The sequence below is a fragment of the Cytobacillus eiseniae genome (genome assembly GCF_017874625.1).
Classification (GTDB): Bacteria; Bacillota; Bacilli; order Bacillales; family Cytobacillaceae; genus Cytobacillus; species Cytobacillus eiseniae.
In genome coordinates this window covers 78,730-102,488 of the sequence record NZ_JAGIKZ010000005.1, presented here as the reverse complement: position 1 = coordinate 102,488, position 23,759 = coordinate 78,730, and the positions used below count along the sequence as shown (strand labels likewise).

The following is a 23,759-nucleotide window of genomic DNA, read 5'->3' as shown; positions in this document are numbered from 1 at the left end:
AGGTAATGCAACCCTATTTATTTTTAAAAATAGTATTGCATAAGTCTATTTATGTGTTAAAATACATTCAGATGAATAATTATTAATTTTTTATTGATACTTGAAAAATAGTAATTAATCACTAATAATAGATTATAGGCAATTATACTAATTTTCAGAAAAAATACAGGGGGAAATAATAATGAAAAAAGCATTCTCATATTTTTTTATTAGCATTCTATTAATCGGATTACTAGCAGCATGTGGTTCAAGTGAGGAAGCATCATCTAATGGCTCTAACGATAAGGGTTCTGATAAAAAAGTTCTAACGATGGGAACGTCAGCAGACTATCCACCATTTGAATATATTGATACAGCAAAAGGGGATGACATTATTGGCATCGATATCGATATTGCAAAGGCGGTAACAGAAAAGCTTGGCTATGAGTTTGAAGTTCGCGATATGGATTTCGGCGGTTTAATTCAAGCACTCAAATCTGGTCAAGTAGATTTTGTTCTATCAGCAATGAATGCTGATGATGAGAGAAGAAAAAGTGTGGATTTCAGTGATACGTACTATACATCAAAGCATATGATCGTTTCTAAAAAGGACAGTGGGATTACTAAGGTTGAAGATCTTGAGGGCAAAAAAGTAGGTGCTCAATTAGGCTCGATTCAAGAGGATAAAGCAAATGAATTAGCAGAAGAAATTGATATGGCCGTTGAAAGCCGCAATCGTGTTCCTGAATTAATTCAAGAAATCAAAGCGGGACGTTTAGATGCAGTTATTATTGAGGACACAGTTTCAAAGGGCTATTTAGAAAATAATAAAGATATTGATGGCTTTACAATTGAAGATACGGATGGCGGTTATGCGATTGCCCTTCCAAAGGACAGCGAACTAACTGAAGAATTTAATAAAGCATTGAAAGAATTAATTGATAACGGGGAATTAGATAAGATTTTGAAAAAGTGGTTTGAAGGTGAATGATTATAAGCTAGACTTTTAATCTCCTAAAAACGTTCAGAAGAGTCACAACTTCTGAACGTTTTTTCCCTTAAAGTTATACCCGTATTTCTTATTGTCTAGCTTATGCGCTTAGGGGGGCTATGATCCTAATCTAGCACGAAGGGAAAAGAACAACCTATTCCCTGCCCTGTCTTATGTTTGTTATCCCTGATTAAGGCGCATACGCATTTCTTATTGTTCAGCTCCTGCGCCTACCCCCTCGAGGTCACAAGCCAATCTGTCCAGAAGGTTAAAGGACAAACCTTCTAGCCAGCTTGTCTTGTGCATGTCGGGGGTGATCAAGGCGCATACGCATTTCTTATTGAGAGGATTGAGGTAGCAATATGAACTTAGATTTTACATCCATTCTCCCTTCCCTGCCATATATATTAAGAGGGATTGGTGTGACATTGCAAATTGTTGCATTGGCAGGCCTGTTAGGGTTTTTACTCGGTATTATTCTTTCTTTATTTAAGATTAGCTCGATTAAAGTGTTAGGTTGGTTTGCAGACATATATACTTCTATATTTAGAGGAACACCATTAGTGCTGCAACTAATGATCATCTATTTTGGTTCTCCGCAAATTTTGGGTTATCAAATTGAACCGTATGTAGCAGCAGTGTTAGCATTTGGTCTAAACTCGGCAGCCTATATTTCTGAAATCATTCGTGCAGGAATATTAGCCGTTGATAAAGGGCAAAGTGAAGCAGCTATGGCATTAGGTGTACCATACCGGCCGATGATGCTCAATATCATCCTGCCACAAGCCTTGAAAAACATTTTACCTGCTTTAATGAATGAGTTCATCACATTAACAAAGGAATCTGCAATTGTTACAACAATTGGTGTAATGGATATTATGAGAAGAGCTTATCAAGTTGGGGCAGATAAATATAGCTTTTTTGAGCCGTTATTATTGGCGGGTCTCATTTACTACATCATGGTCATGACATTAACAATCCTTGGAAAAGTGATTGAAAGGAGAATGAGACGCGGTGATTAAAATTGATCAACTATATAAAGATTTCGGGAAGCTTCAAGTATTAAAAGGGATATCAACATCGATTAAAGAAGGCGAGGTCGTTGCAATTATCGGTCCATCCGGATCGGGGAAATCAACGTTCCTTCGTTGCATCAATTTATTGGAAAAGCCGACAACTGGCCGTATTTTTATAAACAATCAGGATATTACAGAGAAGAAAACGAATATTATGGACATTAGGCAAAATGTAGGCATGGTCTTTCAGCATTTTCACTTATTTCCCCATATGACTGTATTAGGGAATTTAATTTATGCACCGATGAAGGTGAAAGGGCAAACAAAGCAAGAAGCAGAAAAGCTAGGCCTTGAACTATTAGCGAAAGTTGGCTTGTCAGACAAAGCGAATGAATACCCAAAACGGTTATCTGGTGGGCAAAAGCAAAGGGTAGCCATTGCAAGGGCACTCGCGATGCAGCCTGAAGTGATGCTCTTTGATGAGCCGACTTCAGCACTTGATCCAGAAATGGTAAAGGAAGTTCTTGATGTAATGAAATCATTAGCACATACTGGGATGACGATGGCGATTGTCACTCATGAAATGGGCTTTGCTAGAGAGGTGGCAGATCGTGTTCTCTTTCTAGATGGGGGTAAGCTTGTTGAGGATGCACCACCGCAAGAGTTTTTCACAAAGCCAAAATCAGGACGTGCAAGGGACTTTTTGCAAAAAATGCTATAATTGAATATAAAAGTGGAAGAAGATGGTCTTTGCTGATCATCTTCTATTTTTTTGGACATAATTTAATTGGTAGAGGAATTTGGTAAATAGGAGTTTTGAAATGAAGTTTAAAATTGGTTATCGAACAATTAAGACTGCAATCGGTACAACTGTATCAATTATTTTTGCACAGATTCTTGGATTTGATCATTTTGTTTCAGCGGGAATTTTAACGATTCTGTGTATACAAGTAACGAAAGTGAAATCATTGAAAACTTCTTTGAATCGTTTTCTGGCATGCTTGCTGGCAATGGGATTTGCGACTGTTTTCTTTGAAGGGATGGCCTTTCATCCGATTATCATTGGCTTTCTTTTGCTTCTATTTATTCCGACAACTGTCATCCTTAAAATAAGCGATGGAATTGTCACTAGCAGTGTGATTATTTTGCATATTTATTCTGCGGGAGAGGTTACGCTTTCTATTCTTTTAAATGAATTAGGAATCATTACAATTGGAATTGGTGTTGCCCTTCTTGCAAACCTTTATATGCCTAGTGTTGATCAGAAACTAAAGGATTATCAAATTCAGATTGAAGAGAATTTCAAACGAATATTTGATGAGATTGTTCTTTACTTGCGAACGAGTGAAAGTAATTGGGATGGATTGGAAATAACTGAAACCGCGCAATTAATTGAAGAAGCAGAATTACTCGCATATAGGGATGTGGAGAATCGCTTCCTTCGAAATGAACATACGTATCATCATTATTTTAAATTACGGGAAAAGCAATTTGAAATTATCGAACGGGTTCTTCCAATTATTACATCCCTATCATATATGCCTTTACAAGGAGATATGGTTGCTGATTTTATTGAGGAGTTAGCGGCGAATATTCACCCGGGAAATACAGCTAGCCGTTTCTTAGATAAGTTATATGAAATGAAATCATCATTTAAAAGGATGGAGTTGCCAAAAACAAGAGAAGAATTTGAAGCACGAGCCGCTCTTTATCAATTTGTACGAGAGATGGAGCAATATTTATGGATCAAAAGTGTCTCAAAAGAGTTAAAGCAGGAAGGAACAGGGAATCATTTTACTGAAACAGGTACAGACTAAGGGGAAAAGAGAGGTGATTAGTTGTTAAAATTCATTTCCTCTATGCTAATTGTACTTGTTATCTCGCCACTCTGGCCGTTAGGACCGAATCCAATGCCTGGAGATCCCTTTGTTATCGTAAATAAAAAAACAAATGAAGTCGCTTTTATTCATGAAAATAGAGTACAGACGGTCATTTCTGCCGCTACTGGGAAGACAGAAGATTTAACACCTGAAGGACTATTTACCATTATAGTTAAAGCTAAAAATCCATATTATCGGAAGAAAGATATAGAGGGAGGAGATCCAGCAAATCCGTTAGGCACGAGATGGATTGGATTTGACGCGAAAGATACCGATGGGAGAATTTATGGGATTCATGGGACAAATACTCCTGAATCTATTGGAAAATATGTTTCCCAAGGCTGTATCCGGCTTCAGAATGAAGCAATCGAATCTCTCTACGAAATAATCCCAATTGGAACAAAAATAGTAGTGACATCAACAGAGGATGACTATGAACAGATTGGGAGAGAATATGGAGCAATAAAGTGAAAAAAGTTAAAGAGGTGCGTTATGGCACCTCTTTTTTGCGTTTATTATTAAAAATTCTACAGCGCCAATTGCCTCGAAGTCACAAGGTGAGCTGATAAAGGAAGAGGCACTTCGCTTTTCTTATAAAAACATGGATAGACCAATAAGTAATGTTGAGGCAAGCATGGCAAAAATCATTAAATAAACAACCATCTTCCGCATTTTTCTATTAGACAATACATTTACCTCCCCAAAAATAATTCTCCTATTTCTATTTTACTAGGAAAGATCATAATGAACAACCGCTCAATTTAAAAAAGGGTTTTCGACATATTTAGCGAATAATTAAAGTATCAGTATATTCTTATTATAAAAATAAGCGTATAATTTTTGAATGAAGAGAATTTCTCTGCAAATGGAGGGGTACTAATGATAAAAAAAATTGACCATATTGGCATTGCTGTTCGTTCACTAGAAGAGGCATTGCCATTTTATACAGACTGTTTAAAGCTCCCACTGCTAGGGATTGAAGAAGTAGAAAGCGAAAAGCTGAAGGTAGCCTTTCTTCAAGCAGGGGAAACAAAGCTAGAGCTATTAGAGCCTACGAGTGAAGAGAGTGCAGTTGCAAAGTTTATTGAAAAGCGAGGAGAAGGGCTGCATCATGTGGCACTTGCAGTAGATGACATTAAAGAGCGAATTAAAGAAATGAAAGAAAATGGCATCCGAATGATTCAAGATGTACCTAAAGCTGGAGCTGGGGGAGCACAGGTAGCATTCATGCATCCAAAATCAACTGGAAGTGTACTCTATGAATTTTGTGAGAAGAAAGGAATGGATAAATAGCATGGCAGACATCTATGAAAAAATCAATGAATTATATGACCGCCGCAGAGAAATAGAATTAGGTGGCGGAGATGAGAGAATTGCCAAACAGCATGAAAAAGGCAAGCTTACTGCTAGAGAACGAATTGAGTTATTAGTAGACAAAGGGACATTTGTTGAATTAAATCCTTTCATTGAACATCGCTGTACAGACTTTGGTCTGGATGGACAAAAGGGACCTGGTGATGGGGTCGTAACAGGTTACGGGAAAGTAAATGGCCGGCCCATTTTTTTATTTTCACAAGATTTCACTGTTTTTGGAGGGGCGTTAGGTGAGATGCATGCGAAGAAGATTGCCAATGTAATGGACTTGGCAGCTGAAAATGGTGCGCCCTTTGTCGGCTTGAATGATTCAGGCGGGGCACGAATTCAAGAAGGGGTTGTCTCTCTTGACGGGTATGGACATATCTTTTACCGTAATTCCATTTATTCAGGGGTCATTCCTCAAATATCGGTTATTATGGGACCTTGTGCGGGTGGTGCCGTATATTCCCCAGCAATTACTGATTTTGTATTTATGGTTGAGAAAACAAGTCAGATGTTTATTACTGGGCCAAAGGTAATTGAAACAGTAACGGGTGAGAAAATTTCCCCAGAAGATTTGGGTGGAGCAAGCGTACATAATTCAATTAGTGGGAATGCTCATTTTAAAGCGGAAACAGAAGCAGAGGTCATTGCCGAAGTACGAAAGCTTCTTAGCTATCTTCCGCAAAATAATGAGGAAAAACCTCCAATGCTCGATGGTGGAGAAGAGGAAGACTATCGTCCAGACTTGACAGATATTATTCCTTTTGATGCGGTTCGTCCTTATGATGTTAGAAAAGTAATTGAGCAAGTTGTTGATACAGATTCCTTTATGGAGGTTCAGCAAGATTTTGCGAAAAATATTGTTGTCGGACTAGCTAGAATCAAAGGCGAAGTTGTTGGCTTAGTTTGTAATCAGCCGAAAGTTATGGCTGGTGGTCTGGATATCGATTCATCAGATAAGGCAGCAAGATTCATCCGTTTCTGTGATTCGTTTAATATTCCGCTCATCACCTTTGAAGATGTGACAGGCTTTTTCCCAGGTGTAAAGCAAGAGCATGGTGGAATCATTCGTCATGGAGCAAAGATTTTGTATGCGTACTCAGAAGCAACTGTTCCAAAGCTTACTGTTATTTTACGTAAGGCGTTTGGGGGAGCGTACGTAGCGCTTAATAGTAAATCAATTGGTGCAGATCTTGTTTTTGCATGGCCAAATGCAGAAGTGGCTGTCATGGGGCCACAAGGAGCGGCAAATATTATATTTGCTAGAGAAATACAAGATAGTGACGATCCAGAAGCGACAAGAGCACAGAAAATTGAAGAATACCGCGAGAAATTTGCCAATCCATATGTAGCTGCCAGCAGAGGAATGGTGGATGATGTTATCGATCCACGGGAAACGAGAATCAAGCTTATTCAAGCACTTGATATGCTTAAAAACAAAAAGGAAACAAGACCAAAGAAGAAGCATGGGAATATTCCTTTGTAAAAATCGTTTTCTGCGATGCTCTTCTTAATCTATTTGCAAACAACTATCGTAAAGGTATACTAGAATAGTTAAGAACATATTGATTTATACATATATTGGGAGGATGAATGGAAGATGATTAATCATGAACGATTATTAAATGAATTTTTAGAGCTTGTGCAGATTGATTCTGAAACAAAATTTGAAACAGAGATTGCCAAGGTTCTGAAGAAGAAGTTCTCTGACCTCGGTGTTGAAGTTTTTGAAGATGATACGACAGCACAGACTGGACATGGTGCTGGCAACTTAATTTGCACCCTTCCAGCAACGAAGGAGGGAGTAGACACAATCTACTTTACTTCACATATGGATACAGTCGTACCTGCAAGAGGAGTGAAACCATCCATTCAAGATGGCTATATTGTAACAGACGGGACAACTATTCTAGGTGCAGATGATAAAACAGGTCTTTCAGTCATGCTTGAAATAATTAAAGTGTTGAAGGAACAAAAGATTCAACATGGCAAAATTGAGTTTATTATTACTGTTGGGGAAGAATCTGGATTAGTTGGTGCAAAGGTGCTTGATTCATCATTAATTACAGCTAAATACGGTTATGCGCTTGATAGTGATGGCAAGGTAGGAAATATTATTGTTGCAGCGCCAACACAAGCAAAAGTAAAAGCGACGATCTTCGGCAAAACAGCGCATGCGGGTGTTGCACCAGAAAAAGGTGTTTCAGCAATTACAATTGCTTCTAAGGCGATTTCAAGAATGCCATTAGGGCGAATTGATGAAGAAACAACTGCAAATATTGGCCGCTTTGAAGGTGGTACACAAACAAATATCGTTTGTGACCATGTGGAAATTTTGGCTGAGGCACGTTCATTAATTAATGAAAAAATGGAACAGCAAGTAAGCAAAATGAAGGAAGCATTTGAAACAGCTGCTGTTGAAATGGGTGGACAAGCAAAGGTTGAAGTTGAAGTGATGTATCCTGGTTTTAAATTTGGTGAAGGCGACCATGTGGTTGAAGTAGCACGCAAAGCTGCAGCGAAAATTGGCCGCAGCAGTGAGCTATTAAAAAGTGGCGGCGGCAGTGATGCGAATGTCATTGCAGGTTTTGATATTCCAACCGTTAATCTTGCTGTCGGTTATGAAGAAATCCATACAACGAATGAGCGTATGCCAATTGAAGAATTAAATAAATTAGCTGAAATGGTCATTGCGATTATTGAAGAAGTATCAGCTTGATAAAAAGGAGAACCTCGTTTGGTTCTCTTTTTACATTAGATGATTGAAGAATAGCAAATCCGTGACTTATCTACTAAATCAACTTCCTTTGCTAGTCCATATAAGGAGAATATGATATATTTGTAATAAATTGATAGTGGTAATATACACCTATCTGAATGGAAGGGTGGAGAAAATTGGATAATATTAATAAGGTAGTTGTTTTTCAAGTTGGCAATGAAGAATATGCAATTCCAATTCAGTTTGTGATGTCAATTGAAAAAGTAGAAGGAATAACACCGATACCTCACTTACCAAGCTATGTAAATGGGATTACGAAAGTAAGAGATGAGCTCATTCCTGTGATTGATTTTGAAAAGATTCTCTATAATCGATCATATGAGATGTCTGAGGCAACGAAGATGATCGTTTTACAAACAGAGATGCTCTCAATAGGTGTCATTGTTTCAGAGGCAAAGGAAATCATTGATATTCCATCAGATAAATTAAAGCAATTAGGTTTAATCGCTTACCAAAAGACAACCTATTTTACTGGCGTTGCAAATCTTGATTCCCGAGTGATCACAATGATTGATCCATCAATTTTAGTCCAATCACTTGATGGGATAAGAGAAATTCAGGAATTCATGAAATCACAGAAAGAAACGACTTAATATTTTTGAACAGAGAGGCAAACAAGCTCTCTGTTTTTTTGTTAAAATAGGAGGAGAATTTTCATAAGGAAGTGCCGGCATGAAACAAATGTATCCAAAAAATGGGCGTGTCATTTTACATGTTGATATGAATAGTTTTTATGCATCGGTTGAAATGGCTTATGATTCTTCATTGAAGGGCAAGCCTTTAGCGATTGCAGGAAACCCGGAGGAAAGAAGAGGAATTATTGTTACTTGCAGCTATGAAGCGAGAAGCTATGGTGTGAAAACAACGATGGCTCTTTGGGAAGCAAAAAAACTCTGCCCGCAGCTAATTGTAAAAAAGCCAAATTTTGATCGATACCGTACGGCTTCCATCGCGATGTTTGAAATTTTAAATCAGTATTCATCCTTAGTTGAACCTGTATCAATTGATGAAGGCTATATAGATATTACAGATAGTTATGAATTTGGCACACCGCTTGAAATTGCTCATTCAATCCAAAAGCAACTGCTAAATCAGCTAGATTTGCCATGCAGCATCGGAATTGCACCAAATAAGTTTCTTGCAAAGACTGCTTCTGATATGAAGAAGCCAATGGGCATTACGATTCTTCGCAAAAGAGATGTTCAAGCTGTTCTTTGGCCACTAGCGGTAGAGGAAATGCACGGCGTTGGAAAGAAAACTGGAGAGAAGCTTAGAACGATTCAAATAAATACAATTGGTGACTTAGCAAAGGCAAATGAAATCCAGTTAAAGTCACTCCTTGGAATCAATGGTCACAGATTAAAGGAACGAGCAAATGGAAGGGATACAAGAGCGGTCGATCCGAATGCAGCTGCTGAATTTAAAAGCATTGGCAATTCGACTACGCTGCCAAGAGACGTGTCAAACCAGCAGGAACTTCTGCTTGTGCTTGAAAGATTAGCTGCAACTGTAGCGGTAAGGCTTAAAAGAAAAAAAGTACTAGCAACTTCAGTAGGAGTTACCATTCGATTTAAAAATCGGAAAACAATTACTAGAAGCAAGAAGCTCCAGAATCCAATTGGGAATCAAGATGAAATTTATACAGTTGTCAAACAGCTTTTTCTTAAGCATTGGAATGGTGATCTAGTTAGATTACTTGGTGTGACAACGATGGATTTGGTCGAATACAATGAGGCAAGCAAACAGCTTGATCTGTTTAGCTTTGAAAAAGAGGCAAAAAAGGAGCCGCTTTTTCAGGCATTAGCTGAGCTGCGAGAGAAATTTGGAAGCCATATTATTGAACGGGCAGGAATGATGCCTGAAATAAAAAAACAGCAAGAAAAAATTGGAACAGAAACGAGCTTTAATAAGGATTTTCTCCATGATTTCCCGTATCGAAAAGCCGATCATGAAGATAAGTAATCACATAGACGGTAAAGTCATAGCTTCTTTATGCTCTATGTTTTTAATAAGGGAAGCTATGGTATAGTAAGGACATTCAGTTAAAGGGGAGCGTATTTAGATGGAAGTCTTTTTTTTAGGTACAGGTGCGGGGATGCCTGCGAAGCTGAGAAATGTTACTTCAATTGCATTGAAATTGCTTGAGGAACGTGGTACCATATGGCTTTTCGATTGTGGAGAAGCGACTCAGCATCAAGTACTACATACATCAATCAAACCGAGAAGAATCGAAAAAATTTTTATTACACATTTACATGGCGATCATATTTACGGACTGCCAGGGTTATTATCAAGCCGCTCCTTTCAAGGAGGAGAATCGGAAGTCACATTATACGGTCCAAAGGGACTGAAGGACTATGTGGAAATTTCCTTATCGACTAGTCAGACTTATCTTAAATACTCACTAAAGATCATTGAGATTGAGGAAGGGGTTATTTTTGAGGATGATGCGTTCATTGTGGAAGCGAAACTTCTCGAGCACGGCATCCCTTCTTATGGGTATCGTATCATTGAAAAAGATAGACCTGGAACCTTGCTCGCGGATAAACTGCTGAAAGCAGGAATTAATCCTGGACCTATCTATAAAAAAATAAAAAATGGGGAGCCTATTGAACTCGAAAATGGAGAAATCATTGAAAGTGCACGCTTTTTAGGCCCTAAGCAAAAGGGAAGAATCATTGCTATTCTTGGTGATACACGCTACTGTGATGCTGCTATTCAATTAGCTCTTGATGCTGATCTTCTTGTACACGAAGCAACTTTTTCTAGTGGGGAAGAATCACTTGCCTATGAATATTTTCATTCCACTACTGTTCAAGCTGCCAAGGTTGCTGAGAAAGCAGGGGTAAGAAAGCTTTGTTTAACACATATTAGCTCAAGGTATGATCGAACAGATTGGATGCGATTAGTGGAAGAAGCAAGAGAATCTTTTCCAGTAACCGTTATAGCAGAGGATTTTAAAGAGATTCATCTTCCATTACGGTAATCTTCATTTTTTTATTTTTTCAAAAAGTATTGACTTGTCCTAATGAGTATAATATACTCACATTTATACAAAAAAGTTCATATTTATAAAGCTATGAAGAGAGTAACTAAGTCTTATTTCCCTGTTAATAGAGAGTCAGTGGCTGGTGGAAACTGATACAAAAATAAGATGAATTTCACCTTGGAGCTTTTTCTACCTGCATATTTTTGGCAGGAGAACGGAATCATTTTTCGTTAACCTATTGAGTGGAAAGTCATTTGCTTTCAAAAAGGGTGGTACCGCGTGAGTTCATCACGTCCCTTTTAGAAAGAGATGGCTTTTTTTGCGTCTTTGACGGATCATCTCATGTACAATTACCAATTGGATTGCAACAAAAATACGATAAACAGTTCGTCGAAATTTGGCCAATTTCTGAACGATTCACGCCTTGTAGGAAAATGGAGGAGAGTAAAATGCAGCAAAATGAACAATGGTCTTCAAAAATTGGCTTTATACTAGCTTCTGCTGGGTCAGCAATTGGCCTAGGGGCAATTTGGAAATTACCTTATGTGACAGGTAATAGCGGTGGTGGCGCATTCATTCTCCTGTTTTTGATTTTTTCTGTGTTAATTGGATTTCCTCTTTTGCTTGGAGAATTTGTGATTGGACGCAGTACGGGGAAGGAAGCAATTAGTGCTTATAAGAAAATTGCACCGGGGACGAAATGGCATTGGATTGGTTATCTAGGTGTATTTACAAGTTTTATTTTATTGTCTTTTTACAGTGTGATCGGCGGATGGATTATCCATTATTTATTTGCTACTGTAACTGGTGGGATGGATCAAGAAGCTGGTGGATATAAAGTCTTTTTTGAAAACTCTGTTGCTAATCCAACAATTGCTGTTGTTTCTCAAGGAATCTTCTTATTGATCACAGTTGTTATTGTCGCAAGAGGAGTTCAAAAAGGGATTGAGCAGATGAGTAAAATCATGATGCCTGCACTCTTTCTTATCTTTCTTATTTTAATCGTTCGTTCTTTATCATTGGATGGTGCAATGGATGGTGTTCGCTTCTTTTTGAAGCCAGATTTCTCAAGCTTAAACTCTGAAAGCCTTCTTTATGCAATGGGCCAATCCTTTTTCTCTTTAAGTGTTGGGATATCGGTTATGGTTACATATAGCTCTTATTTATCAAAGAAAGAGAGCTTGTTGCAGCCGGCTATATCTGTCGTTTTGATGAATCTATTCATCTCGATTTTAGCAGGATTAGCTATTTTCCCAGCCGTGTTTTCGTTGGGATTTGAACCAACGGATGGTCCAGGTCTATTGTTTATCGTACTCCCATCTGTTTTTGAACAAATGGTTTTTGGAAAAGTATTTTTGTTCTTATTCCTATCCTTGTTCTTATTCGCTACATTAACATCTGCCTTTTCAATGCTTGAAATTGTTGTTGCTGCTTTAACGAAGGGCAAAGGAAGGAATAAAATGACTTGGTTGATGGGGATCGCTATTTTTGCAGTAGGCATTCCTTCAGCGCTATCATATAGCCTTTTGTCTGATATCTCAATTTTTGGAAGAACTATTTTTGATAGTGCAGATTTTCTTGTTAGTAATATTTTGTTGCCATTTGGTGCGTTGCTCATCTCAATCTTTGTGTCGTTTAAGATGAAGAAGGATCTTCTCAAGAGTGAGCTCATTCAAGGATCAAAGGGACTTCATTTTGTTTTTACGATTTGGTATTTCTTAATGCGTTTTATCGTTCCGATTGTCATTATTGTTGTGTTTTTGGATTCGTTAAATCTTATATAAGGATAAAAAAGTGGATGGCCTTTTTGAGAGGTCATCCACTTTTTTTACTTACACCCAACCACGCTCATATTGTTTAGGGAAATTAATTTCTGTATTAAGCTCCTTGGCTGCACGTCGTGGCCAGTACGGATCACGTAGAAGCTCTCGTGCAAGGAAAATTAAATCGGCCCGCTCATTTTGCAAGATCTCCTCTGCATGCAGGGGAGAGGTAATTAAGCCAACAGCACCAGTTGGGATATTCGCTTCTGCTCTGATTTTTTCCGCATACGTCACTTGATAGCCTGGATACACATTGATTTTGGCTGGAACAACAGCTCCTGAGCTTACATCAATCAGATCAATGCCTTGCTCTTTCATCCAGTGAGCAAATTGGACATAATCCTGAGGAGTTAAGCCATCTTCGTGATAATCATTTGCTGAAACTCTTACAAAAAGCGGACCTTCCCATACCGTTTTAATTGCTTCAATGATTTCATGAAGAAGACGGTACCGATTTTCTGCTGATCCTCCGTATTCGTCTGTACGCTGATTAGACAGTGGAGACAGGAATTCATTTATTAAGTAGCCATGTGCACCATGAATTTCAATGATTTCAAAGCCCGCCTTTTTTGCCCGTTCAGCCCCAAGTTTGAAGGCTTCAATCGTATCTTGAATTTCTTCTTTTGTCATTTCCTTTGGCCTTTTTGATTTTTCATTGAAGGCGATCGCTGAAGGTGCAAGGATTTCGCCTTCTAGTACTGCTTTCCTTCCAGCATGTGCGAGCTGAATGCCTGTTGTTGTTCCATGTTCCTTCATTAAATCTGTTAATTCCTTCAATCCAGCTATATGGTCATCGCTCCAGATCCCTAGATCATTCGGAGATATGCGCCCTTGTGGTGTCACAGCAGTCGCTTCGATAATAATGAGACCAACTTGACCGACAGCGCGGCTCGTATAATGTGTTTTATGCCAATTTTGGACAATGCCATCCTCGTTAGGGCACGAGTACATGCACATCGGTGCCATGACGATCCGATTTTTAATCGTCGTATCCTTGATCGTAAAAGGGGTAAAAAGCTTTGCTTCCATTAGAAAAACCTCCTATTATGTATGTCCCTCTCTAGTATAGCAATCGCTTCGTTAAATGAAAAAGAACTAGCTTCTTTGGGTAGGGGTTTGTAAAAAATGGCTAGATTGCACATAAAGCTTGAATATCGCAAGAAAAGTAGTGGTTCGCAAATAAAAGTAAAATATCGCAAAAAAGAGAAGCTGTTTCGCAAATAAAAGTAAAATATCGCAAAAAAAGTAGCTGTTTCGCAAATAAAAATAAAATATCGCAAAAAAGTAGCTGTTTCGCAAATAAAAGTAAAATATCGCAAAAAAGAGAAGCTGTTTCGCAAATAAAAATAAAATATCGCAAAAAAGTAGCAAGATTGCAAATAAAAATCGAATATCGCAAAAAAAGTAGCCGGTTCGCAAATAAAAGAAAAATATCGCAAAAAAGAGTAGCTGTTTCGCAAATAAAAGAAAAATATCGCAAAAAAGAGTAGCAAGTTCGCAAATAAAAACTAAATATCGCAAAAAAGTAGCAAGATCACAAATAAAAATCGAATCTCGCAAAAATAGTAACTAGATTGCAAATAAATACAATGGCTATTAAACTCATTCCGCAAAAAATATATCTGTATTTGCAAAAATATCGCAAACCTTTGCAAATAGTTATTCATAAAGCAGGAGTTCTTATCAATTGAATCGAATATATCCTTGAAATTTAAGAAAGGTGTGAGATCTTTGATTGCATTGGAAAGAGTTAAGCCCCTTAGGTTACACAAAAATGAGGTGTTACTTAACAGGCTCTCAAAAAATCATGTGAAACGTCCTCTTATTGAATCGGAACAAAGGAAAAGAATGGCTGGATACCAGGGAGAAAAGGCATCCGATTATTTTGTGAAAAAGCTACCTGAGAAGGAATACCTTATTTTTCATGGATTACGACTTCAAAATGGGGATAGTTTCTTCCAAATGGATACGATGATTCTTAGTAAGAAATTAACTTTGAACCTTGAGATTAAGAATTATATAGGTACAATTTACTTTGATTCCAAGCACAAGCAACTTATTCAGTCAGTTAATAATCTTGAAAAGGCTTATCTTTGCCCAATTGTTCAAGCGAAAAGGCAGCGAGAGGAATGGACAAACTGGCTAAAAGAAAGAAAAATTCAATTACCCTTAGATTATTTAGTTGTTATCAGCAATCCATCCACAATCATAAAATCAGATCCTCAGTACTATGAAGCGCAGCGGAATGTAATCCATCCACAAGAGATAGGAGAAAGAATGAATAAACTAAGTATGCAATACACAGAGGATCAGTTAACATCCAATGATATAAAGAAATTAGCAAAATTGTTAATTAAAAATCATATTCCAGAAACATATGATGTCCTAAGCTATTTTAAAATACCTGAAACGGATATTATAACTGGCGTTCAGTGTCTTCAATGTGAAAAATTTGGCATGGAACGAATACATGGAACCTGGCATTGCCCAACTTGCCAATTGAAAAATAAAGATGCACATCTTCAAGCAATGAATGATTATTTCCTTCTAATAAATTCCACAATTACAAATAAAAAATTATGTGAATTTCTCCATCTATCTTCACCCTATACAGCAAGCCGCCTCTTAAAGAAAATGAACCTTCCCTATACTGGATCAAAAAAAGGAAGAATGTATACTCAAAAAAACTAAATAAGGTCCGTAAAGCCGATCGCAAAAGGCTAACTATTCATTTTCATCCCAGCACGAATATGTTCGCCAAGTCGTTTAGACTGTGCGGTTGCTTCTTTAATGCAATCGATAAATGCATGCTGTACACGATAGGTTTCTAAAATTTTCAAACCTGCTTCTGTTGTTCCGCCAGGACTTGTTACTTCTTTTCTTAGCTGTTCAGGCTCTTTTTTTGATTTTGCTAGCATTTCTGCTGCACCTATTAATGTTTGGATAATTAATTCCTTTGCAACATCTTTCTCAAGACCGCTATCGATTGCGCTCTTTTCCATTGCTTCTGCTAAGTAATAGATATAAGCAGGCCCACTGCCAGAAAGACCAGTGACAGCATCAAGCTGATCTTCTTGGACAGTTGTTGTTAGGCCAACGGTTTTAAATATATTAAGTGAAAGTTCTAACTGTGTAGGGGATACCTTCGTATTGATTGCAAGAGCGGTAGCGGATTTTCCAATGGCAGCGGATGTATTTGGCATAGCACGAACAATGGCTAAAGATGGATCGACAAGTTTCTCAATTGTTTGAATGCCCACGCCTGCCATGACAGAAATGAGGAGCAATCCTTCTTTTAAGTAGCTTTTTATATAAGAAATGGCTTCAGCTGCATCTTTTGGCTTTACTGCAAGAATAACGGCATCGACATCTTGAAAAATTGCTTCTAAATCATAAGTAGTCTGCACACCATATTGATTTTGCAAGGCAATTAATTTTTCATGATCGGCTTTATTCGTCATCCATATTTGCTTGCTATCCATTAACTTATTTTTCACAATGCCAGACAGCAAAGCCTCTGCCATTGAGCCCGCACCGATGATAGCTAATTTGTTCATGGTTGTTCCTCCTCCTAGAAATGTAATTTCAATAAAAAAAGCCCCTCCATCCTGTAAAGGACGAAAGGACTAAGCTTTTCGCGGTACCACCTTCAATTGCCTCTCCCAAAAAAGCTGAGAAAAAGGCATCTCAATTCCGTTAACGCCGGATCACACGTTTAGGTTTGCCTAACCGCTCATAAGGTAGGTTCAATGGGGAAGTGGACGGTGAAGTCTTTCAGCCGGGTTCGAACTTCACTCTCTTTCGTCATTATCCATTTACTGGCCTTATTCATCGCTACATTTTCATTCTTAAGATATTAATAGTGATTATGAAGGTGGACAAGCTTGTTTGTCAAGAGGCATTATGAGAAAAAACGAAAAATTATGTTAATTCCAGATGAGTTTTTAGTTCCCCTTGAATACGTTCTTCTTCTTCGTCGGAAATCATAAAGTAATAAATTTGATTGATTAATTGATTATCTCCTTCTAGTGGCAGTTGTTCAATCGCTTTTGCTGCATTCCGGTAATTTCTTTGGATATCGATCATTTCATTGAACGTTAGATTTGTTTTAATATTTTTCCCTAATGCACGAAAAATCTTTTGATAGTTAGTTAAGGATGAAAGACTTGCTCCTTCTTTAATTATTGCTTGAATGACTTCACGCTGTCTTAATTGGCGGCCAAAGTCACCCCTCGGATCCTCATATCTCATTCGGGAAAACAGCAAAGCATCTTCACCATCTAACGTGATTTCACCTTTAGGAAAATGGCTATCGCCTATCGTGAAATCTAAATCATTATTCACAGTTACCCCACCAACCGAATCAACGATATCCATAAAACCTTCCATATTTATTTGGATATAGTAATCAATGGGGATATCTAATAAATGTTCAACGGTAGCAATTGACATCTCGATGCCCCCAAAAGCATAGGCATGGTTAATTTTATCCTCTTCTCCACGGCCAATAATTTCTGTGCGAGTATCGCGAGGGATGCTGAGCATCTTGACAGAATTTTGATTCGGATTAACGGTTAAAACAATCATTGAATCAGAACGTCCACGATCGTCCTCGCGTTCATCAACCCCTAGCATGAGAACGGAAAATGGCTCTTTTTTTTCAAAGATAATTTCTTCTATTCTTTTTTCGGATCGTTCTCTTTCGATTGGTTGATGCATCGTTGCAACCGCTGTTGTTAATGATTTGTATATGGAATACCCGTATATCCCTGCACAGATGAGTACAAATAGGCTGATGATTCCGGTTATCAGGATCCATTTTCTTTTTTTCTTTTTAGAAGTGGACCTCATTTCATTATCCCTCCATCAAATGCTAAAGTTTCAATTAAGTACAGAATAACAGATATTCGTTAAAAAGAACAACCTATGTTGTTCTATCGATTCTTTTGCAGCGGAAGTGTTATATGAATAAACAAACCCTAAAGTTATGTGAAAATAATGACAATTATCAAGAAGAAAGGTAAAATTAGTTGTATATTTAAAAAAGCATTAATACAGTTGAATATAAATCTATCTAGATATAGTATTTTGAGGAGATGAAATGATGGCAGAATGGAAAAATGGCATTGCCAAACTCGTAATCCCGACTCCTTTTCCAGTCGGTGATGTCAATGTATATGTTGTAAAAGGGGAGAAACTAACCCTTATTGACGTTGGGCCTAAAACAGAAACGGCATGGGAAGCTTTAACATTACAGCTGAAAGCTTTAGAATTAACCCCACATGATATTGAGCAGGTTGTGCTAACCCATCATCATCCAGATCATGCTGGTCTTTTGGATTATTTTGCACCGGGCTTAGAAGTGTATGGACATCGCTTTAATCAAAGATGGCTATCTCGTACAGAAGATTTTTTAAGCTCACATGATGAATTTTATTATCAGCTCTTCCATGAATTTGGCATACCTGAGAAATATTTATCATTGATTGGTTTAATGAAAAAAACGCTACGCTTCACTTGTAATCGTTCACTTACTGGTGAATTAGTAGAAGGAGATACACCGCCGGGTCTTGAATCGTGGCGAGTGATTGAAACGCCTGGCCATGCTCAAAGCCATATTGGACTTTTTCGAGAAATAGATGGAGTATATATTGGCGGTGATCACTTGCTTGCTCACATTTCACCAAATCCATTGCTTGAGCCGCCATTACCAGGAGAAACAGAACGACCTAGACCCCAATTACAATACAATGAATCACTGAAAAAATTAATGCACCTTCCGATTCAGGTTGTTTATCCTGGGCATGGGGAGGATATTGATCAAGTGAATGAGCTCATTGAAAAACGGCTTGCCCGCCAGCATGAACGGGCCTTGCATGTGAGGAAATGGTTAGAGTCAGAGTCGCTCACTGTGTTTGAAATATGTCGCCGCCTATTTCCAACTGTGTATGAAAAAGAGCTTTCTCTGACACTGTCTGAAACAGTTGCCCAGCTTGACTATTTGCACGCAATCGGCGAAATTATGATTAATAAAAAGGGACAGGCATTTCTATATCATATATAGTTTTATCGCAATAGGCTCTCACAATTATTATTGAGGTGAAAAATGAACAAATTAGTCAATAAAAATATTGTCATTACAGGTGCCTCATCAGGGATTGGTGAAAATGTCGCCATGAAAGTAGCTGAACTAGGTGCACGGCCGATACTTTTAGCTAGGTCCAGTGATCGATTACATAAAATTTGCGAGACTATCAATAAAAAAACAGCCGTAAATAGTATTTATTTTCAACTTGATGTGAGCGATTTTGAACAAGTAAAAAAGGTTTTTCAACAAATTTATGAAGAGGTTGGGTATGTGGATATCCTTCTCAATAATGCTGGTTTTGGTGTGTTCGATGCTTTTTCTGAAGCAAGCTTTGAGGAAATTGCAAAGATGTTTGATGTGAATGTACTAGGATTAATGGCTTGTACAAAGGAAGTCCTTCCGTCCATGCTTGAAAGAAATGCAGGACATATCATTAACATTGCCTCTCAAGCAGGAAAATTAGCCACTCCTAAATCAAGCGGTTATTCTGCGACGAAGCATGCGGTGCTTGGTTTCACAAATAGTTTAAGGATGGAGCTTGCCAAGACAAATATATTTGTGACAGCTGTGAATCCAGGTCCAATTGAAACGAACTTCTTCACGATTGCTGATAAATCGGGGAATTATATAAAAAACGTAAAGAGATTCATGCTTAAGTCCGATGAGGTAGCTAATAAAATTACTCAATTAATGATTCATCCTAAGCGTGAGTTGAATCTGCCAAGATGGATGGATATTGGCAGTACGCTGTACAATGTCTTTCCTCATCTGGCTGAGAAAGTTGCTGGGAAAATGTTTGATAAAAAATAGATGATGATGATAAAGAGCCTGAGAATATATTTCTTTGGCTCTTTATTATCGTCATTTTTCTTTCCAATGGAATCGACTCGTTCATCTGCAGTTCACATAACGATTATAAACTAAGGATGTCAAAGAGGAGATTGGAGGAATAAAGATGAACATTGGTTGGAAAGAAATGAAGAAAAATAAGGGGAAATTTTTGATTTTAGGTTCAATCGTTTTTCTTGTTAGTTTATTGACGTTTATTATATCTGGTTTGGCGAGTGGACTATCACAAGACAATGCCGCATTAATTAAAGATTTACCAAATGGTTCATTTTATATGAGTGAAGATGCAGAGGAAACCTATAATCTGTCAAGAATAGATAGTAGTACCCAAGAGAGGCTGTTAAATAAAGAGGAGGATGCCGTAGCGCTGTCCATTCAAATGGGTTTTTTGAATGAGGAAGCGGGTAAGCAGCGTAGTGTTGCTTTTGTAACAGCAACGGACTCAACATTTTTTCCTCATGTGAAAAGGGGAGAAATTGTATTGGATCGCTCATTACAGGAAGAAGGAGTGAAGATTGGTGATACACTGACAAATAATCAATATAATGGTCAGTTTATTGTAAAAGGATTTGTCGATCAAAAGAAATACAGTCATGCGCCTGTTGCATTTATTCATATGAGAGACTATCAGGACATGTACCGTGCCTTGGAAATGCAGTTTGTTTTCGTACCAGATGGAGAGTTGTCACATGTAATTGCTGGGTTACAGTTATTTTCAAAGAAGGATTTTCTCAATACAATTCCAAGCTATAGCGCAGAGCAAATGTCATTAAATATGATTGTTTGGTTTTTAGTCGTCATTAGTGGGATGCTATTTGCGATTTTCTTCTACATGATGAATGTTCAAAAAATGGGCCTTTACGGGATTCTTAAAGCTATTGGAGTAAAGACAAATGCTTTGTTTAAAATGATGTGGACACAAATGATGGTTATTACAGTCATGGCGCTTTGTCTATCGATTGCAATTAGCCAAGTGTTTACTCAAATTGCGCCTAATGGAATGCCGTTTCATTTAACGATGGAGACGACTATACAATTGTCGATTATTTTCCTGGTGATTGGATTTATAGGAGCGACACTTTCAGGGATACAAATCAAAAAAGTCGAACCATTACAAGCCATTCAACAAGGAGAGGTTTAAGATGACAATATTTACTATAGATGAAGTTAGAAAAACATTTTTGAATGGCGAAGTGAAGGAAGAAATATTAAAAGGTGTGAATCTTTCTTTGAAAGAAGGGGAGATCACAGCATTAGTTGGTGCATCAGGTTCTGGAAAAAGTACGTTGCTTACAATAGCAGCAGGACTTCAACGTGCATCTGATGGACAAGTCATATTTGAAGGGGAAAATATGATTTCCATGAATTCAGAGCAAGTGCGGAAAATCAGAGCATGTAAATTTGGCTTTGTCTTTCAATTTGCCCATCTCGTTCCTTTTCTTACAGTAGAAGAACAATTGATGCTCATGCTGGATGTTGCCGAAACGAAATTAAAGAAGGATGAAGCACAAAAAGAAATAAACAAGCTACTAGGTTTAGTAGAAATGTCCCATCGGAAAAAAGCGTATCCGTCTTCATTATCAGGTGGGGAAAAACAGCGGATTGCCATTGCTCGTGCGATTATCCATAAACCAAAAGTTCTCTTTGCAGATGAACCGACGGCAAGCTTAGATTCAAAAAGGTCAAAAGATGTTATGAAGCTAATCCGCGATTTAACGAAAACGCTAAATATAGCTACATTGATGGTTACCCATGACGAAGAAATGCTTACTTATGCCGATCAAATCATTACAATAAGTGATGGGCAAGTTGTATAGTATATTAAAATTATTAACTAGCCTTGATATCAATCAGGGCTAGTTTAGCTATCGTATAGGAGAATTGATGATGACCAATATTCTGATTGTAGATGACGATCTTAATATTTTAAGACTCGTACATATCCACTTAACTGAGGCGGGGTATAAAGTAATTCAAGCAAAAGACGGGATGGAAGCTTTAGATATTCTGAAAACTGAAGCATGTGATTTAGCTGTTGTGGATTTAATGATGCCGTTCATGGATGGCTATGAGCTAACGAAAGCGATTCGAAATCAGTATGATATTCCGGTGATCCTTTTAACTGCTAAAAATCAAATTGAAGACAAGGAGCGTGGGTTTCAAGCTGGAACAGATGATTATTTAGTCAAGCCATTTGAACCAAAGGAATTAAGCTTTCGCATAAAAGCCTTGTTGCGCCGTTATGATCATCAACCAGATGGATCAATCGTGCGCGTAGGAAATACAACAATAAATAAAAAAAGCTATGAAGTGAAGATTAAGGACCGAACCTTTCTTTTGCCCTTAAAGGAATTTGAGCTTTTATTTTTTCTCCTTTCTAACCCGATGCAAGTGTTTTCGAGAGAGCAGCTAATTGAACAGATTTGGGGTCTAGATTATGAAGGGGATGAGAGAACTGTTGATGTTCATATAAAAAGATTAAGGGAGCGTTTTTCTCAATTGACTGATGATTTTCAAATAAAAACAGTGCGTGGGATTGGATATTTATTGGAGGTCCACCGTCAATGAAAACGCTGTATGTGAAATTTACTGTAATGACGATTAGTATCATGTTTGTAAGCTTTATTTTAGCTTTTTTAATTTCTAATAGTTATTATCAGCAAAAATTAAAGCCTTATAATGACGAAAAAAATACAAAAATCGCCTTAGATATTGCTGCTTTTGCAAAAGAGCACCCAACGGTTGACCTAGCAGAGTATTTAGAAAGCATTACCGCAGTCGGCTACCAAATGTATCTAGTAGACAGTAATGGACATGGTGTTTTTTATGGAGAAGCATTTAGAGATAAACGTCTGCCTGACTCAACAAAAGAGTATGTATTGAATGGGAGTGTTTTCCACGGAATTCTCGACTTTCCACAGGAAACCTTTGTAACGGGCTTTTTTGCAAATGAACTTGGAAATACGATTGGTGTTCCATTGAAGCACAATGGAAGAAGCTTTGCTCTCTTTGTGAGACCAGATATTAAACTTCTTTTCAATGAGATGCATATTTTATTTGGTTGGATTCTTGTATTAACGGTTGCTTTAAGTATTTCTATGGTCGTTATTAGTACAAAGTATTTAGTTAAACCAATTTCTAACTTAACGAGGGCGACTAAGTTACTTTCAAATGGAAATTTCAATGTTGAACTTGATCGCACACGTCGGGATGAACTTGGAGATCTTACTGATAGCTTTTTACGAATGGCAAAAAAGCTAGAACAAATGGATGATATGAGAAAGGAATTCACATCGAATATTTCTCATGATATCCAGTCACCACTATCCAATATTAAAGGCTATACGAATCTATTAGAGAATGAATCGATAAGTGTGGAAGAAAGACGGCAATATGTTTCCATTATTAATGATGAAATTAAACGACTTTCCACTTTAACAAAACAATTATTACTGCTTGCCTCATTAGATCGAAATGAGGATCTTTTAAATAAAGGACGATTTAATGTTGCCAAGCAAATAAAGGAATTAGTGAGAAATTATCAATGGGCAGTTAGTGAAAAAGGATTAATGCTTAGCTATTCATTGCCTGATATCGATATTAACGGGGACCCTTCTTTACTGAATACTGTGTGGGATAATCTTTTATCAAATGCGATTAAATATAATAAACAGGACGGCAGTATTGAGCTATCGATTAGAGAAGAAGGTGAATCGGTTTTTATCACATTTGAAGATACTGGAATCGGATTGAACAAGACGGAAGTAGAGAGAATTTTTGATCGTTTTTATCGGGCCGACATTGCACGCACACGAACAGTAGAGGGAACAGGATTAGGGCTATCTATTGTTGAAACGATTATTCGTCTCCATGGTGGTCACATTCACGTTAGAAGCAAAGAAAATGAAGGAACTACGTTTATTGTGGAGCTGCCTATAAGCTGAAATTTGTAAATATCTATTCATCCTCCGTTCATATTCATAAAGTAAATTTAAGAGTATGAAAG

General features: G+C 37.6%; 23 protein-coding genes and 1 other annotated feature. Of the genes, 19 read left to right on the top strand and 4 right to left on the bottom strand.

Annotation, left to right across the window (positions count from 1 at the left end; translation table 11 throughout):
- The first annotated feature begins 181 nt into the window (after positions 1-181).
- The 5 genes from J2Z40_RS06655 (at position 182) to J2Z40_RS06635 (ending at position 4,337) form a co-directional block, all read left to right on the top strand.
- A complete protein-coding gene (locus J2Z40_RS06655) occupies positions 182-970 on the top strand; it encodes a transporter substrate-binding domain-containing protein (protein ID WP_066395760.1) in 789 nt (262 codons plus the stop codon).
- Between the two features lie 362 nt (positions 971-1,332).
- Entirely contained in the window at positions 1,333-1,992 is a 660-nt protein-coding gene (locus J2Z40_RS06650) for an amino acid ABC transporter permease (protein ID WP_066395758.1), read from the top strand.
- Entirely contained in the window at positions 1,985-2,707 is a 723-nt protein-coding gene (locus tag J2Z40_RS06645) for an ATP-binding cassette domain-containing protein (protein ID WP_066395756.1), read from the top strand. The genes J2Z40_RS06650 and J2Z40_RS06645 overlap by 8 nt, the downstream gene beginning before the upstream one ends.
- A 100-nt stretch (positions 2,708-2,807) precedes the next feature.
- The gene (locus J2Z40_RS06640; RefSeq protein WP_066395754.1) at positions 2,808-3,803 is read left to right on the top strand and encodes an aromatic acid exporter family protein; all 996 of its coding nucleotides are present in this window, start codon (positions 2,808-2,810) and stop codon (positions 3,801-3,803) included.
- A gap of 42 nt (positions 3,804-3,845) precedes the next feature.
- Positions 3,846-4,337: a L,D-transpeptidase gene (locus J2Z40_RS06635; RefSeq protein ID WP_066399399.1), complete on the top strand. Its 492-nt coding sequence runs from the start codon at positions 3,846-3,848 to the stop codon at positions 4,335-4,337.
- 120 nt (positions 4,338-4,457) lie between these two features.
- Here the strand turns inward: J2Z40_RS06635 and prli42 are convergent, their stop codons facing one another.
- The gene (prli42, locus tag J2Z40_RS06630; RefSeq protein WP_209795146.1) at positions 4,458-4,553 is read right to left on the bottom strand and encodes a stressosome-associated protein Prli42; all 96 of its coding nucleotides are present in this window, start codon (positions 4,551-4,553) and stop codon (positions 4,458-4,460) included.
- A gap of 192 nt (positions 4,554-4,745) precedes the next feature.
- Between prli42 and mce the strand changes: the two genes are divergently transcribed.
- From mce to J2Z40_RS06595, 7 genes are all read left to right on the top strand, one after another.
- Positions 4,746-5,159: a methylmalonyl-CoA epimerase gene (mce, locus tag J2Z40_RS06625; protein ID WP_066395751.1), complete on the top strand. Its 414-nt coding sequence runs from the start codon at positions 4,746-4,748 to the stop codon at positions 5,157-5,159.
- Between the two features lies 1 nt (position 5,160).
- Positions 5,161-6,711: an acyl-CoA carboxylase subunit beta gene (locus tag J2Z40_RS06620; RefSeq protein ID WP_066399397.1), complete on the top strand. Its 1,551-nt coding sequence runs from the start codon at positions 5,161-5,163 to the stop codon at positions 6,709-6,711.
- Between the two features lie 114 nt (positions 6,712-6,825).
- Positions 6,826-7,944, top strand: a complete 1,119-nt coding sequence (locus tag J2Z40_RS06615) for a tripeptidase T (protein WP_066395750.1) — start codon at positions 6,826-6,828, stop codon at positions 7,942-7,944.
- 176 nt (positions 7,945-8,120) lie between these two features.
- Positions 8,121-8,597, top strand: coding sequence for a chemotaxis protein CheW (locus tag J2Z40_RS06610; RefSeq protein WP_157087831.1), 477 nt, complete (start codon positions 8,121-8,123; stop codon positions 8,595-8,597).
- A gap of 79 nt (positions 8,598-8,676) precedes the next feature.
- Entirely contained in the window at positions 8,677-9,966 is a 1,290-nt protein-coding gene (locus J2Z40_RS06605) for a DNA polymerase IV (protein WP_066395748.1), read from the top strand.
- 100 nt (positions 9,967-10,066) lie between these two features.
- Complete coding sequence (gene rnz / locus J2Z40_RS06600; RefSeq protein WP_066395746.1) at positions 10,067-10,990, top strand: ribonuclease Z; 924 nt, start codon at positions 10,067-10,069, stop codon at positions 10,988-10,990.
- Positions 10,991-11,074: 84 nt separating this feature from the next.
- Positions 11,075-11,294: a binding site (T-box leader), on the top strand.
- Between the two features lie 148 nt (positions 11,295-11,442).
- Positions 11,443-12,777 (top strand): sodium-dependent transporter, encoded by a 1,335-nt coding sequence (locus tag J2Z40_RS06595; protein WP_066395743.1) that lies wholly within the window; start codon positions 11,443-11,445, stop codon positions 12,775-12,777.
- A 48-nt stretch (positions 12,778-12,825) separates the two neighbouring features.
- Here J2Z40_RS06595 and namA read toward each other — a convergent pair whose 3' ends face one another.
- Positions 12,826-13,845, bottom strand: coding sequence for an NADPH dehydrogenase NamA (gene namA / locus J2Z40_RS06590; RefSeq protein WP_066395739.1), 1,020 nt, complete (start codon positions 13,843-13,845; stop codon positions 12,826-12,828).
- Positions 13,846-14,547: 702 nt separating this feature from the next.
- On the opposite strand from namA, the gene J2Z40_RS06585 reads away from it, so the two are divergent.
- Positions 14,548-15,507: a nuclease-related domain-containing protein gene (locus J2Z40_RS06585; protein WP_066395737.1), complete on the top strand. Its 960-nt coding sequence runs from the start codon at positions 14,548-14,550 to the stop codon at positions 15,505-15,507.
- A gap of 29 nt (positions 15,508-15,536) precedes the next feature.
- Here the strand turns inward: J2Z40_RS06585 and proC are convergent, their stop codons facing one another.
- Complete coding sequence (gene proC / locus J2Z40_RS06580) at positions 15,537-16,373, bottom strand: pyrroline-5-carboxylate reductase (protein ID WP_066395735.1); 837 nt, start codon at positions 16,371-16,373, stop codon at positions 15,537-15,539.
- Positions 16,374-16,737: 364 nt separating this feature from the next.
- Positions 16,738-17,667: a polyisoprenyl-teichoic acid--peptidoglycan teichoic acid transferase TagU gene (gene tagU / locus J2Z40_RS06575; RefSeq protein WP_066395732.1), complete on the bottom strand. Its 930-nt coding sequence runs from the start codon at positions 17,665-17,667 to the stop codon at positions 16,738-16,740.
- 253 nt (positions 17,668-17,920) lie between these two features.
- Here tagU and J2Z40_RS06570 point away from each other — a divergent pair, with 253 nt between their 5' ends.
- The 6 genes from J2Z40_RS06570 to J2Z40_RS06545 all read left to right on the top strand — a co-directional run bounded on the left by J2Z40_RS06570 (position 17,921) and on the right by J2Z40_RS06545 (position 23,697).
- Positions 17,921-18,880, top strand: a complete 960-nt coding sequence (locus tag J2Z40_RS06570; protein WP_066395730.1) for an MBL fold metallo-hydrolase — start codon at positions 17,921-17,923, stop codon at positions 18,878-18,880.
- A gap of 42 nt (positions 18,881-18,922) precedes the next feature.
- Positions 18,923-19,714 carry an SDR family NAD(P)-dependent oxidoreductase gene (locus J2Z40_RS06565; protein WP_066395728.1) on the top strand — a complete coding sequence of 264 codons (792 nt, stop codon included), beginning with the start codon at positions 18,923-18,925 and terminating at the stop codon, positions 19,712-19,714.
- A gap of 145 nt (positions 19,715-19,859) precedes the next feature.
- The gene (locus tag J2Z40_RS06560; RefSeq protein ID WP_066395726.1) at positions 19,860-20,894 is read left to right on the top strand and encodes an ABC transporter permease; all 1,035 of its coding nucleotides are present in this window, start codon (positions 19,860-19,862) and stop codon (positions 20,892-20,894) included.
- Between the two features lies 1 nt (position 20,895).
- Positions 20,896-21,570, top strand: coding sequence for an ABC transporter ATP-binding protein (locus J2Z40_RS06555; RefSeq protein ID WP_066395724.1), 675 nt, complete (start codon positions 20,896-20,898; stop codon positions 21,568-21,570).
- Positions 21,571-21,640: 70 nt separating this feature from the next.
- The gene (locus J2Z40_RS06550; RefSeq protein WP_066395719.1) at positions 21,641-22,321 is read left to right on the top strand and encodes a response regulator transcription factor; all 681 of its coding nucleotides are present in this window, start codon (positions 21,641-21,643) and stop codon (positions 22,319-22,321) included.
- Entirely contained in the window at positions 22,318-23,697 is a 1,380-nt protein-coding gene (locus J2Z40_RS06545) for a sensor histidine kinase (protein WP_066395718.1), read from the top strand. Before J2Z40_RS06550 ends, J2Z40_RS06545 begins: the two co-directional genes overlap by 4 nt.
- Positions 23,698-23,759 lie beyond the last annotated feature (62 nt).